Here is a 13,191-nt window from a genome sequence, read left to right as displayed (position 1 = left end):
CGTTTCATCTCCTTTAAATGCGCTCATTATGCTCGTCTCCACAGTAATAGGCAAAGACCGGCTCTATATGCTTAAAGTACAAATGCCCGTCCTCCCAAGCCTGGAAATGCAAGTCCATTCGGGAATCATTCCAGTTCTCGGGCGTACCTTTCGTATTCAATTTTTTTGGAGCCACTGGCTCTTCGACGACCTTCGGGAATTCCTGATAACCGAATAACAGATTTTCGTGCATTGCAATGATTTCGTATTTTTCTCCCAGAAAGGCACGTTCCTCTTGCAACTGGTAATGATAATAAATGTAGCTGGCCATCATCTCCGGCTTCAGATGCGCGACTCTGCCTGCCCGCCGTTCTACCGGGGCTTTGCGAATCCAATGCTCGTAGCTGACCGGCTCGTTAAAATGGAACACATCAACCATCGGAATCCATTGTCTCTTATAGGCTTGTCCAGGCCAGTCCTCCAAAAAGGGAGCCGCTCCTTGGAATATTTCATCGGGGTGTACCTCTTCATGAATGCACTCATAATATAGAAAAACGTTCCGCATCCATCGGAAGGCAGCAATCGTCATCAAAACGCCTTCATCTACAAGCCTTCTCGCTGTCGGTGACTCCAGCATATGCTGTAGCCCTGCCTCTTCCTGCCCCTCTCTGAGCTGCGCACGAAAAATCATTCTTTTCACATTCATCTGCTCCATTCCCTTCGTGTCTTGTAGAGAATTACTCCTTCATCGATCAAGCTTATTCTTCTTATTGATACTATGTTTTTCATTTTCCATCAACAGGACATTTATGCAGCTGGGCCGATTGCCCTTGACTTTTATTGCTCCACTGCTCCTTTTTTGCAAAAAAGAGCCGCCGACAGCCTTCTACATAGGCGTCAACGACTCTTAACGTCGAAAATACAATTATTTCCTTGCAGATGCGACGACATCCTTAGGGACAGGACATGGATAAGGGAGGGCTGATTAACAAGTGCCGGAGTACGGTTCAATATGAACATGGACATTCTCGATATGATGCTTCTTGTTCATTCGTCGTTCGATTTCGTCGCTAATATGGTGGCTTTGCTCAACGCTCAACTCAGCGCTAACCTCTACAACGACATCGAGCAGTACGCTGCTCCCGTGTACTCGAGCCTTAATGTCCTTGATTCCTTTGACACCGGGAGTATCCCGAACCGTCTGACGAAACACGGTCAGCTTCTCTTCATCAAAACCGTCCGTTAACGCATGGGTCGCATCATAGAAAATGTCCCAAGCCGTTTTGCAAATGACAATACCCACCGCAAATGCGGCAACGGCATCAAGTACAGGCATCCCCATACGCGCTCCAAAAATACCGATCGCTGCGCCAATACTAACCAGTGCATCCGACCGATTGTCGTAAGCTGCGGCCATCAGAGACTGATTGTTGATTTTGCGGGCAAGACGACTGTTATATAAGTAGACGAACCACATGCAAACCGCGCATACCAAGGCAATCCATGCCGCGATCATATCCGGAGGCTGTGCCTTATCTTCAAAAAAGCTCTGCCCTGCCTGAATAAGCACCTGAATACCTGCCGCAAACATAATAAAGGAGGCGACCATGGAGGCAATGGTTTCTGCACGCATATGTCCGTATGGATGATCGTGGTCGGGCGGCTTGCGGGAAATACGCAGACCAATAAGTACGGCAAGCGATACTATAATGTCGGTAGTATTGTTAATACCATCCGCAGATAGCGCCTCTGAGCCTGTTATGTAGCCCATGCTGATTTTAAAAGCGGATAATATAATGTAAGCAACGATACTGACCCATGCGCCTCTCTCACCCTGCTTCAGATTATCGTATGTGTCCACAACTCGCTCTCCTCCAGCTCTTGTTTCGGAATAACTAATTGTATAACCGAAACCCATCATAGCAAACGAAACTTGTGTGGGTCTAGAGAAACAGTGTTTTCCTAGCAACGAAAAATAGGGACAGCGCAACTTTGTTTTCCGCGGCAAATGTTTTTCACCCCAGCTAAGTTCAATTGCTTCAAGCACGAAACACGAAAAAAATAAACAGCAGCCCCCGCTCTTGCGGCAGACCGCTGCTCTTTGTCATGCATTGCACTATGTATAACGAAAGCTCCTATAACCGTACACCAGCATCAAAATGATTGTAGCCGTCAGAGGAGGGATCAAACACGGGAGTCCCATTGCCCTCATCCGACTGGCCTGCCCCTACCCCGGGAAAGCTATTGGCATTTGTCGTAGACGCTTCCTCTTGGTCTTCGTTGACCAAATGGGCTGGAATCGAAATATAGTCGGCTTCGTTATAGGCCATCGCGTATGTATCACTTTCCGTTCCAGCTCCCTCCACTTCCTTCAGCCTTCCGCCATGAGCCTGAGCAATCTCGAGCGCCGATGTCAGCTCGCTGCCGTCCACTTCGATGTGCAAGGTGGGCAGCTTCATTTCGCTGTGCAAACCGCTATGATACCCCAGCTCCTCCAATGTTTCTCGAGCCAGCTGCGCCGATTGCTCATTGTCAAACTCAAAATAGATAGGTACTCCTGTCATCCGTTTCGTTCCTTTCATGAAAAAGAAATGGTTTGCCTTATATTCCCCGCGGACACGCCAAACTATTCCTTTTTATATAAATAGACATAGGTCTTGGGCCGGCCGCATAGATTGGTTACAAAACGAATAAGGCATGACCATCCTTCTATTAGGAAAGAGGTGTGAGCATTGACCCCAATAAATGATGATGAGAAAGGCTACTTTGCTGCGGATGCCCCTGCTCCTGCAGACCCGGCAGATATCAATCAAAACAAATGGATTGCAGTGGTCTCTTATATTATATTTTTCATTCCGCTGCTTGCCGCCAAGCAATCCCGCTTCGCTATGTATCATGGCAATCAAGGACTCGTGCTGCTTCTGTTCAGCATTGTTTGCAATATCGTGCTTGGTTTCATCCCCTTTATCGGCTGGATCCTCCTGCCTATTGCTAATCTCGCTACGCTGGTTTTAGTTATTATTGGGATTATTCAGGCGGCGAACGGTCAGATAAAGCCGCTTCCGGTGATCGGCAGCATATCTATTATTAAAGTGCCTTAAGTTAAAAAAAATGAATGCCTTTGTCTAATCCCATACTTAGTGCGTGGGGAGGGAATTGGGTATGGGATTCCGATCGCTGTTGAAGCTCGTGTTCCTTGAATGACTATTCTCGGGGTGGAACACGTTCTTCAAAGGCGAACGCTATCGCTTCTCCACCCCACACCCATTCCCTCTTCTGTTCTACTGTTAGATCATCTCTTACTTTCAAACATAATGCCAAAAAAGCCGATTCCGTGCACAAACGGAGTCGGCTTACTATATTTAAGGCGATTAACTAATTTACCCCTACGGCGTACGATTCTTGCAGTGGAAGAGACAAGCATTCGACCAGTTTCCCTTGGCGGAATATGCAGCGATATTCTCTGCTTGCCTCGTAGTTCAGCATAGGAGGCAGGAAGTGACGGACATGCCCCGCGATACCCTGATTATCCGGGTGAATAACCCACTCAATAGGCTTAACCGCTAGTATTCCCTCGTCCGTCTCGACCGGTTTGTCGAAGTCGCTAGCCCTTCCATCGGGCATATCGGCTATATAAACATACATCCCACTGCTAGGATGACCATCCACTTCCCACGTTACGATGCCTCCGAAATGCGCATCAGCCAATGCAATTCCTGTCTCCTCGCGTACTTCCCTAAGGACGCTCGCATACGGTGATTCCTCCGGCTCCAGCTTGCCTCCAACTCCATTCCAGAGCCCGAGCAAGGGTGATTTATGCCGGTTCAGCATCAACAACCGCTCCCCTTCACGGATAAAGCAAAGATTATACTTAAGCCTCATAGTGTCTATCCCTTCATTCTCTATTTAACGCCCGCCATAGGCAAGTTTCTCTGCCAATGTAATTGCCAATGATCCAGCTAGTGTCCTCTTGTTTGACCACTCATGCAGAGGCATGGAAATACTGACCGCTCCGCTAATTTCTCCACTAGGTTGCTTGATTGGAGCTGCAATGCAGCAAAACCCCATAACAGCCTCCTGCTCATCAAAGGCAATTCCCTCTCGCTTTGCTTGCTGCACCTGCTTCTTCAGGTTCTCGCTTGAAATCTCGGTATAAGGAGTCAGCTGGGGCAGAGCTGTTCCAGGCGGGTATAATCGCATCCAAGAATCCTCATCCAGCGCTGTAAGCATCATCTTCCCAAGCCCGGTTGCATGAGCTGGAAAGCGTGAACCCGGTCCGGAAATCACCTGTACCGGAGTCGGAGCCGTCTCCTTCGCCAAGTAGACAACCTCCTTCCCCTCCAGCTTCGCCAGTTGCACGGATTCCCCAATCTTCCTCATGATCGCTGGGGCTTCCCGCTTGAACAGATCGATCAAATCGAACTGCTGAAAATACGCACTGCCTAGCCACCCCAAGTATCCACCCAAGCCATACGAATCCGTTTTGTCCTTTTCAATCCAACCTAGCTCCTCCATCGTCTGAAGCAGTGAGAACATAGTGCTCTTGCTTATACTTGTCCGTTGACACAAATCACTGAGCTTGAGCCTACCCCGTTCCTGGGCGATCTCGTGCAGCACACTGTGAGCCCGATCCAACGCAGGGACCCAGTATTTTTTATCCATGGTTCGCCTTGCCTCCATACGATTCATTATATTAATGCACTAAAGCATTTCGAAATACGGAACCCTGTTTTGTTTTATTTTCCATATTTTATCACCTATAGTTTAGAAGGGTCAACGGCCGTTACTTAAAAAGAAACGGCATTGCAGCAGGTCGACATTTTAAAATAAAATGTTTACCTTGGAGTCCCCGAATTTACATATTATGTTTGTCAATTGACCATTGTTTTGTTATCATTGACAAAGTACTTAATGATGTGTAATGATAGGGTTAGAAAATATCACTTTACCGCTTGAAAGCCAAAAAGCTTCGAAGTAGCGAAGCATTATAAGGTGGCCAGCACCGCCCGCCGTACGGTTTCTTTGCCGGGCTGACTCCGCCACAAAGAGAAAAGGAGCACATGATTATGACAAGAAATTTGAATCACAAAATTTTGGACTGCACGATTCGTGACGGAGGTCTCGTCAACAATTGGGATTTTAGCGTGAAAATGGTACAGGATATGTATGCGGGCTTAAGTGAAGCTGGCGTCGAATATATGGAAATCGGTTATAAGAACTCCGCCAAATTGCTTAAAGGTGCCGATGCAGGCCCATGGCGCTTTTTGAACGAGGACTTTTTGAAGGAAGTTATTCATACCAAAACCGATACGAAGCTATCTGCTTTGGTTGATATCGGTCGTGTGGACGAGAACGACATTTTACCGCGTGAGCAAAGCCAGCTTGATTTGATCCGCGTAGCAACTTATATCAAAGATGTAGATAAAGCGCTGGAGCTGGTTCGCAAATTCAACAGCTACGGCTATGAGACAAGCATCAACATTATGGCTCTGTCCCACGTTATGGAGAACGAGCTGACCGAAGCTTTCGAGGAAATTAACAAAAGCCCGGTTGACGTTGTGTACATCGTAGATTCCTACGGCAGCATGGACTACAGCGATATCGATTACCTCGTTGCCAAGTTCCAGCGTTTGCTTCCTGAGAAGCAATTGGGTCTTCATATGCATAACAACATGCAGTTGGCATTCTCCAACACAATCATGGGAGCTAGCAAAGGCGTTCAATTCCTGGATTCTTCCGTATTCGGCATGGGCCGTGCGGCAGGTAACTGTCCTACTGAGCTTCTTGTAAGCCACCTGAAAAATCCAAAATACGAAGTTCGTCCTGTGCTTGACCTGATCGAGAATCACTTGATTCCTATGCGTGAGAAAGTGGAATGGGGATACATCGTTCCTTACATGATCGCCGGCGTATTGAACGAGCATCCACGTGCAGCTATGGCACTTCGTGCAAGCGGAGAGAAAGACAAGTATGTTGAGTTCTACGATAAGCTGACTTCTCCGGAAGTTATGCCTACTAATCATCATTCCGACTAAGTTTGCAAAACTAGTTACTTAAGACGGCTGCCTGGTGCGGCCGTCTTTTTGCTGTTATTCACACACAGTGCACAGGTCACTATGTAACCCTCCCTATTTTTACCATTCCTTTCAGGATGATTAAGCCGATTGCTCCCATATTTTGTGGATATGATATAGCTAGTAACAACAAATCGATCAGCTTACTAAGGAGGCACTTAGATGAACAATAAAGTGTGGATACGGGCCGCTCTCATGACGCTAATGGTCGGGGGAAGCTTGAGCTTGACGCATCCAACCTCAGCAAATCCAGCTGCCAGCTCCGCCCCCTCGGAGACGGAGCAAATGATGAATTACGATGAAGAGGCAGCAGCGGAGCAAGCTGAATTACAGAAGCAAGCAAAGATTACGAAAGATCAAAGCGTCATCATCGCAAAGAAGAAGGTAGCGGGAAAAGTCCAGGAGGTTATGCTTGATATTGAGGATGGAACAGTCGTCTATAACGTAGTCATTGAAGACAAACACTCGCAAATGATGGAAGTCAAAGTCGACGCCAGCACCGGGAAAATCATTGCTGTTGAACAATCCGATAATGATATGGAAACGGTTGAAGATATGGAATAATGCTTTTAAGCCTTCCGCTTTTTATGGCGGAAGGTTTTTCTTTTAGCCTAACCCCCTTACCATGCAACCTCCACCAAACGGGGGAAGTTATTTCACGTGAGTAAAGCTTATTTGCTATAATTTGAGAACAAGGAGCATATAACACTGTGCTCCGACTCATTATCCTATTTACCATTACTCTCGAGTAAAGAGGTGTTTATTCATGCAGCCATCCCTTATCCGCAAAATTCCCAAGCAGCTACTAAACCCTGCCAGCGGTTATTTGACCGAATACAGCCATACGCTGAATCCTTACACGGGATGCGCTTTTTCCTGCTCATACTGTTATGTGAGGGAAATGCCAGTAGCCAAGTTCCGTGCGGAATCCTGGGGTACTTGGGTCGATATTAAGGAAGGAGCTGCTGCGCTCCTGGCCAAGGAACTGCTCAAAGCTCGTCGTAAAGGACCGGTGACGATCTTCATGTCTTCAAGTACGGATCCTTACCAGCCTGTTGAGTATCGCGAACAGCTCACCCGCTCCCTGCTTGAAGTCATGGTGCAGGAACAGCCGGACTTCCTGCTCGTTCAGACACGAAGCCCCCTTGTTACCCGGGATATAGACCTGCTGCTCCAAATGAAGGACCGAGTACGCATCAGCATGACAGTCGAAACCGATCTGGAACCGGTACGACGGGCTTTTACCCCTGCAGCTCCACCTTTGGCTGCAAGAATGAAGGCATTGAAGCAGCTTACTGACCAAGGACTGGATGTACAGGCTGCGATATCCCCTGTGCTGCCATCCTCTGATCAGTTCGCTGAACGACTGGCGGAAGTGGTAGATCGCGTGTGTATTGATGACTTCTTCATGGGTGACGGCAGCTTAGGAAAGCGAACCGAACGACTCGGCATTCGTCGTATTTACGAGCAGTTAGGCATGTCGGAGTGGTATGATCGAAGCGCCTACCAGCGTGTGCTAAGCGATTTAAGGGCTCACTTCCCTACGAACCGGGTCTATGTCAGCCAAGCGGGATTCTTGCCATGAGGGTTTATCCGCCAATCGTCTTATTTAACATAGCTAATGAATAGCCCAGCAAAAACGCCCTTGTAAAACTACGGCCAAGCCGTAGCATACAGGAGCGTTTTTTCGTTTTTATCCTACTAAGAAGGATTATCCTTTAACAGAACCAACCAAAGCGCCTTTGGCGAAATACTTTTGCAGGAATGGATATACAATCAAAATCGGAAGGGTCGAAACAACGATTACAGCCATCTTGATCGTTTGCTCAGGCGGCTTAATGAAGTCGTTGCCCGTATCCGCAGCCATACCACTCGCTGCAATAACAATTTGACGCAGCAGCACTTGAATCGGCCATTTCGACGCATCGTTAATGTACATAATAGCACTGAAATAGGAATTCCAGTAGTTTACCGCGTAGAACAAAGAAATGGTGGCCAAAGATGGCAGTGACAAAGGCAGAACGATTTTGAACAAAATTCCGAAATCTCCGCAGCCGTCAATCTTTGCGGATTCTTCCAGACCATCCGGCAAGTTTTGGAAAAAGCTGCGCAGAATGATCAGGTTAAATGCGCTGATCGCACTAGGCAAAATCATTGCCAAGTAGCTGTCAACCAGACCCATGCTTTTTACAACGAGGAAGGAAGGAATCAAGCCGCCGCTGAACAGCATGGTGAACACGATCATCAGGTTAACGGTTTTACGGCCATCGAGATCTCTTCTTGTCAGCCCGTAAGCCATCAACGACGTTAGGAACATACTGATCAGCGTACCTCCCGCGGTAACGCCAATGGACACTGCCAACGCCTTAAAGAGAGTTCCCGTTGATAAAATATATTGATAAGCACTCAATGTGAATTCAGTAGGAAACAATACAAACGGCTTGCGTGCCATCTCTTCAGCTGTAGTAAACGAGCCCATAACCACGTGAAGGAACGGCAGAAGCATAAGCAGCGAAACGATGATAAGGAGAAAAATATTAAAAAAGTCGAATAATCGGCTGGCTATTGTTTTATCTTGAACCATGTGGATGCCTCCTTTGAAGTAAACGGCTTAGTAAATTCCGTCCTCACCGAATTTCTTAGCCAGCCAGTTGGAGAATAGTACCAGAATTAGGCCAATGACGGATTTGAACAAGCCGACTGCGGTACTAAAGCTGAATTGTCCTTGCTTCAAGCCGGCAGTATAAACGAAAGTATCGAGAATCTCGGCCACATTTTTATTCATTGAGTTCAACAGCAAGTAAATATGCTCAAAGCTGGTATCCAGGACGCTGCCCACTTTCAGAATAAGCAGAACGATAACGACGCTTCGGATACTCGGAATCGTAATATGCCAGATTTGACGGAATCGTCCAGCTCCATCCATTCTTGCCGCTTCATAAAGACCTGGGTCAATAGCTGCCATTGCGGCTAAATAGACGATGGTTCCCCAGCCCGCTTCGCGCCAAATGACTTGAAGGACATAAATCGGGTTAAACCACTCCTCGCTCATGAGGAAGTTGACCGGCTGTCCGCCGAAATAAGTAATTAGCTCGTTAATAAGCCCGCCATCCATCGTCAGCATTACGAACGAGATGGATACAACGATAACCCATGACAAAAAGTGAGGGATATAAACAATCGTCTGCACGACGCGCTTGAAATACGAATGAGTGACTTCATTAAGCATAAGTGCCAATACTATCGGTACCGGAAAATAAAACACAATGTTGACGACAAACACAACCAACGTATTTTTGAATATGTTCCAAAATTCCGAATCGGTAAACAGTCTTTTAAAATGCTCCAGCCCTACCCATTCGCTTCCCATAATCCCTTTATACGGCTGGTAATCCTGAAACGAGATAATTAGACCGAACATTGGAACATATTTAAATATTAGAAAATAGAGAAATCCCGGCAAAATCATCAGGTAAATGTAACGGTTGCGAACGACCCTTTTCCAAAGACTGCTTGTTGGCTTGGGAACAATCACTGCGGTTGACTGTGCAGCCGTATTATTCATAACGTTCATTCCTTTCTATCGTTAGCAATCATGAGATGCATGAATAAATGAGATAGGCTTAGGCTGCCGATCGGCTCAGCAGCCCTTGCCATGAATCACCTCTTATGGGATCAGCTTATTTGCCACCGTTGCTTTTATACTGTTCGTTGAATTCATCGATGATTTTTTGACCACCGTCATTTTGCCACTTCTTAATTGCTGTTTGGTAAGCAGCTTCATCGATTTTACCCATTACGAATTGGTAGGTTGCATCTTTAATCTGATCCTGAAGTCTTGCGCCCTTCTCGTTGTATGTTTTGGAATCCAGAGCCACAGTAGGATCTGTAACCATAAATTTAACTGCTGCATTGGATAAATTGTTCGCTTTCTCAGCAACAGGCAATGTGTAGAAGGAAGGCGTAATATTGGTTGTTTCATACAGAGCCATGTTCAAGTAAGGTCTTACTTCTTTCTCTACCAATTTGCTGTCTGTCGAAGGCAATACTTTACCGTCTTTCTTGGTGTAATGCTCGCCTTCCACGCCGAATTTCAACAGGTCAGCAATTTCAGGAGAGTAGAACTTATCCATAACGGTCAGGATGCTTTTCAAATCCTTCTCGGTTTTAACAGACGATTTAGGGAAGAGTACAACCGTTCCATATCCTGGAAGGCCCCATGTAATAGTTTTACCAGTGTTATCTTTAATCTCGTTAACGACATCGAACTTCGCTTCAGGGAAGTTTTTCTCCGTTTTCTCCTGCATCGTTTTAACATCGCCCATCGTTCCGATGTACGCTCCCGCTCTGCCTGTATACATCAGGTTTTGCTGGTCGGTTTTGCTTGTTACAGGGAAGTCTTGGTTGATCAAGCCCTCTTCACGCAGCTTTTTATAAAATTTAAGTGTATCTAAATAGCCTTTGCTCATGAAATCTGGTGTCAGCTTGCCATCTTGAACGCCCCAGCCATTTGGAGTGCCGAAGTACATGGCGACCGTTTTGAAAGATCCGTAAACCAAATCATTACGGTCTGCCAACGGAATTGTTTTGCCTCCGCCCGCCAAATCAGCTTCTTTAAATTTCTTCAGCATGTTATAAAAATCGTCTACGGTTTGAGGAGCTGGGATGCCTAGTTTATCAGCCCAATCCTTCCGGTAGATTAAACCGGAGCGAGCTGGTTGTCTTTCTTGGTACAGGGAATAAATCTTGCCCGCTACTTCTGTATTTTTCAAAACTTTAGGATCCAAATTTTTCAGATTCGGATAATCCTTCAAGTAAGGACCGATTTCCCAGAACTGACCGTTCTTGATAGCATCTCTCATCAGAATGAAGGAAGCTTGGTTCTTAAGATAAACCACTTGAGGCAGGGAACCGGTTGCAAAAGCTGCTTGGAATTTCTCATCATACGAACCGTCTGGAACCCATTGAATATCAAGCTGGGAGTTTGTTTTTTCTTCCAATATTTTTTCGAGCTTATCTGAAGGTACCTCAGTTGTCTGCAAGTCAGCCATCATTGTAATTTTTACAGGTTGTTTATTGTTATCATTGGAGCCTGCGGCTGCATCTTTTGTTTCAGTTCCTTTACTGCTGCTGCATCCCGCAACGACTGAACCAGCCAAAGCGAGTGTACAAATAGCGCTTACCCATTTCAAATCTTTAGAAGACTTTCTCATTTTCTCTTCCTCCCCATTTTCCTAACTCTGTATTTATAAACTATAAACTGCTGCTCATGTGCTGCTATTCCGTCTGTCGATTAATAATGTAACCTCTATTACAGATTTCGTACATTATCCCTGACTCACATCTTATAAACCCAGTATTGGCGCGGGTTCACGCTAATCGGATATGCAGAAATTAACCTGATATAGCCCCTGTACAGCGTTTTTGTAATGACATAAAACGACAAAAAACCCGCCAAGCTGGAGCCTGGCAGGTTCAATTTATCATTCATTTATCGGGCAGCTGTCTTACTTTTATTGTACGCTTCCTCAAACTCCTTAATAATCTGAGCTCCGCCCCTGTTCTTCCAAGATTCGATTTCATTACGGAAGCCTGCGGCGTCAATTTTGCCGAGAATATAATTATAGGTCGCGTTGGTCATGATTGAGCCCAGTTCCGTTCCATGAGCATCATTGGTTAGCGAAGACAAGCCTACGGTCGGATCATGAATCAGCATACTTTCGTTATCCGCAACCAGCTGATTCACTTTTTGAAGAATAGGCTCCTGTCCCTTTTCGCTTGGCTTCAACAGATTAGGATTGCTGATGTTCGCTATCATAAGAGACAAGAGAGGGCGAACCTCCGCATTCATCCGCTGGAACATCTCTGTAGGAACGGCAACCTGCCCATCCTTAATCAAATAATGCTTGCCCTCCTGGCCGTAGAGCATCAGGTTAGCTGCATCCTTATTCATCGTTTTATCGAAGAATGCAAGAATCGCTTTCAGCTCTTCTTGAGTTTTGATCGACTTTTTGGAGAAGAGGAACAGCCCGCTATAATGCGGAATGGACCAAACTCCATAGCCCTTTGGCCCCTGAATGTGGTTGATGAGCGTTAAATCGGCGTTGGCATTCACCTGCTTCATTTCCTCAAACATCCTTGGCGCATCGGAAAGGCTGCCCACATAGACGCCTGCCTTCCCGCTAATCATCATATAACGCTGCACTTGTTTGCTGGCTACTGGAAAATCCTTATTCATGATATTCTCGCTGTACAGCTTTTTCATAAAGTTCATGGTGTCCATATATTCTGGCGTCTCAAAGTCAGGAATAAAGGTGCCTTTGGACAACAGCCAATTGTTTGGCGTTCCGAAATAGGAGCTTAACGTTTTGAACGCGCCATAAACCAAATCATTACGGTCGGTCATTCCCATCGTATCCTGTTTTCCGTTGCCATCAGGATCATCCAAGGTGAACGCTTTAATAACCTGATAAAGCTCATCCATCGTAGTCGGTTCTTTCAGGCCCAGCCGTTCCAGCCAATCCTTGCGGATCATGATTCCTTGACGTGAGGAAGGACGCTCATTGTACAAGCCATAATATTTGCCGTCCAGCATAGTCTCGTTGAGCGTATCCTTACTTAGCGTTTTTAAGTTCGGATAATAGTCCAGGTAGGGTCCGATGTCCCAGAACATATCTGATCGAATGGAGTTTTTCACCAGATTGTAGTCAATTTGCCTGACATAGGTCACCTGTTTTAAGGTGTTGGTTTCCAGTGCATTCAACATCTTACTCGTATAAATATCATCCGGAATCCACTGAACATTCAGTTCAGCGCCGGTTTTCTCATTCAGCTCGCGCATAAGCTCATCCGTGGGCGGTTGAGGCTGGAACAACGGTACCATCATACTAATCGGGGTCAGCGCCAGCTTGGCTTTTTCCTTCTCTGCATCAGGTACTCCAGAGGAACAGGAACTGAGCAGCACTCCAGCGCTAATAACCAGTATAGCCAGCCTAATCCAACGTAGAGCATATTTATTCATCCTAGTCCAACCTCCTTCCAACTCATTCTAACATCTCATTATACACGAAAAAAGTCGAAAACCTGGCTTGTCGTGACGAATTTTTGTTATATTTGTCATGAATACGCATTGCTCTTA

At 46.1% G+C, this 13,191-nt stretch carries 14 protein-coding genes; 4 read left to right on the top strand and 10 right to left on the bottom strand.

The window, feature by feature from the left end:
- Nucleotides 1–13: 13 nt before the first annotated feature.
- The 3 genes from QMA13_RS02525 to QMA13_RS02515 form a co-directional block, all read right to left on the bottom strand.
- Nucleotides 14–670 carry a hypothetical protein gene (locus QMA13_RS02525; protein WP_282939333.1) on the bottom strand — a complete coding sequence of 219 codons (657 nt, stop codon included), beginning with the start codon at nucleotides 668–670 and terminating at the stop codon, nucleotides 14–16.
- Between the two features lie 294 nt (nucleotides 671–964).
- Nucleotides 965–1,840, bottom strand: a complete 876-nt coding sequence (locus QMA13_RS02520) for a cation diffusion facilitator family transporter (protein ID WP_282939332.1) — start codon at nucleotides 1,838–1,840, stop codon at nucleotides 965–967.
- Between the two features lie 274 nt (nucleotides 1,841–2,114).
- The gene (locus QMA13_RS02515) at nucleotides 2,115–2,561 is read right to left on the bottom strand and encodes a hypothetical protein (RefSeq protein WP_282939330.1); all 447 of its coding nucleotides are present in this window, start codon (nucleotides 2,559–2,561) and stop codon (nucleotides 2,115–2,117) included.
- Nucleotides 2,562–2,711: 150 nt separating this feature from the next.
- Between QMA13_RS02515 and QMA13_RS02510 the strand changes: the two genes are divergently transcribed.
- Complete coding sequence (locus tag QMA13_RS02510; protein ID WP_481858124.1) at nucleotides 2,712–3,080, top strand: DUF4870 domain-containing protein; 369 nt, start codon at nucleotides 2,712–2,714, stop codon at nucleotides 3,078–3,080.
- Nucleotides 3,081–3,354: 274 nt separating this feature from the next.
- Here the strand turns inward: QMA13_RS02510 and QMA13_RS02505 are convergent, their stop codons facing one another.
- Both QMA13_RS02505 and QMA13_RS02500 read right to left on the bottom strand, forming a co-directional pair.
- Entirely contained in the window at nucleotides 3,355–3,861 is a 507-nt protein-coding gene (locus QMA13_RS02505) for an NUDIX hydrolase (RefSeq protein ID WP_282939328.1), read from the bottom strand.
- Between the two features lie 24 nt (nucleotides 3,862–3,885).
- Nucleotides 3,886–4,641: an IclR family transcriptional regulator gene (locus tag QMA13_RS02500; RefSeq protein WP_282939327.1), complete on the bottom strand. Its 756-nt coding sequence runs from the start codon at nucleotides 4,639–4,641 to the stop codon at nucleotides 3,886–3,888.
- 404 nt (nucleotides 4,642–5,045) lie between these two features.
- Between QMA13_RS02500 and QMA13_RS02495 the strand changes: the two genes are divergently transcribed.
- The 3 genes from QMA13_RS02495 to QMA13_RS02485 all read left to right on the top strand — a co-directional run bounded on the left by QMA13_RS02495 (nucleotide 5,046) and on the right by QMA13_RS02485 (nucleotide 7,638).
- On the top strand, nucleotides 5,046–6,014 hold the full coding sequence (locus QMA13_RS02495; protein WP_282939326.1) for an aldolase catalytic domain-containing protein: 969 nt from the start codon (nucleotides 5,046–5,048) through the stop codon (nucleotides 6,012–6,014).
- A 201-nt stretch (nucleotides 6,015–6,215) separates the two neighbouring features.
- Nucleotides 6,216–6,617 carry a PepSY domain-containing protein gene (locus tag QMA13_RS02490; protein WP_282939324.1) on the top strand — a complete coding sequence of 134 codons (402 nt, stop codon included), beginning with the start codon at nucleotides 6,216–6,218 and terminating at the stop codon, nucleotides 6,615–6,617.
- Nucleotides 6,618–6,819: 202 nt separating this feature from the next.
- Nucleotides 6,820–7,638, top strand: a complete 819-nt coding sequence (locus QMA13_RS02485; protein WP_282939322.1) for an SPL family radical SAM protein — start codon at nucleotides 6,820–6,822, stop codon at nucleotides 7,636–7,638.
- Nucleotides 7,639–7,764: 126 nt separating this feature from the next.
- On the opposite strand, the gene QMA13_RS02480 is transcribed toward QMA13_RS02485, so the two are convergent.
- The 5 genes from QMA13_RS02480 to QMA13_RS02460 form a co-directional block, all read right to left on the bottom strand.
- Nucleotides 7,765–8,637, bottom strand: coding sequence for a carbohydrate ABC transporter permease (locus QMA13_RS02480; RefSeq protein WP_282939320.1), 873 nt, complete (start codon nucleotides 8,635–8,637; stop codon nucleotides 7,765–7,767).
- A 27-nt stretch (nucleotides 8,638–8,664) separates the two neighbouring features.
- A complete protein-coding gene (locus tag QMA13_RS02475; RefSeq protein ID WP_282939319.1) occupies nucleotides 8,665–9,618 on the bottom strand; it encodes an ABC transporter permease in 954 nt (317 codons plus the stop codon).
- Nucleotides 9,619–9,733: 115 nt separating this feature from the next.
- Entirely contained in the window at nucleotides 9,734–11,266 is a 1,533-nt protein-coding gene (locus QMA13_RS02470; RefSeq protein ID WP_282939318.1) for an extracellular solute-binding protein, read from the bottom strand.
- Nucleotides 11,267–11,391: 125 nt separating this feature from the next.
- Nucleotides 11,392–11,544: a hypothetical protein gene (locus QMA13_RS02465; protein ID WP_282939316.1), complete on the bottom strand. Its 153-nt coding sequence runs from the start codon at nucleotides 11,542–11,544 to the stop codon at nucleotides 11,392–11,394.
- Nucleotides 11,545–13,074: an extracellular solute-binding protein gene (locus QMA13_RS02460; RefSeq protein WP_282939315.1), complete on the bottom strand. Its 1,530-nt coding sequence runs from the start codon at nucleotides 13,072–13,074 to the stop codon at nucleotides 11,545–11,547.
- Nucleotides 13,075–13,191: the final 117 nt, after the last annotated feature.

It is taken from the genome of Paenibacillus sp. RC67, assembly GCF_030020805.1.
Classification (GTDB): Bacteria; Bacillota; Bacilli; order Paenibacillales; family NBRC-103111; genus Paenibacillus_S.
This window is presented reverse-complemented; position numbering and strand designations above follow the sequence as displayed.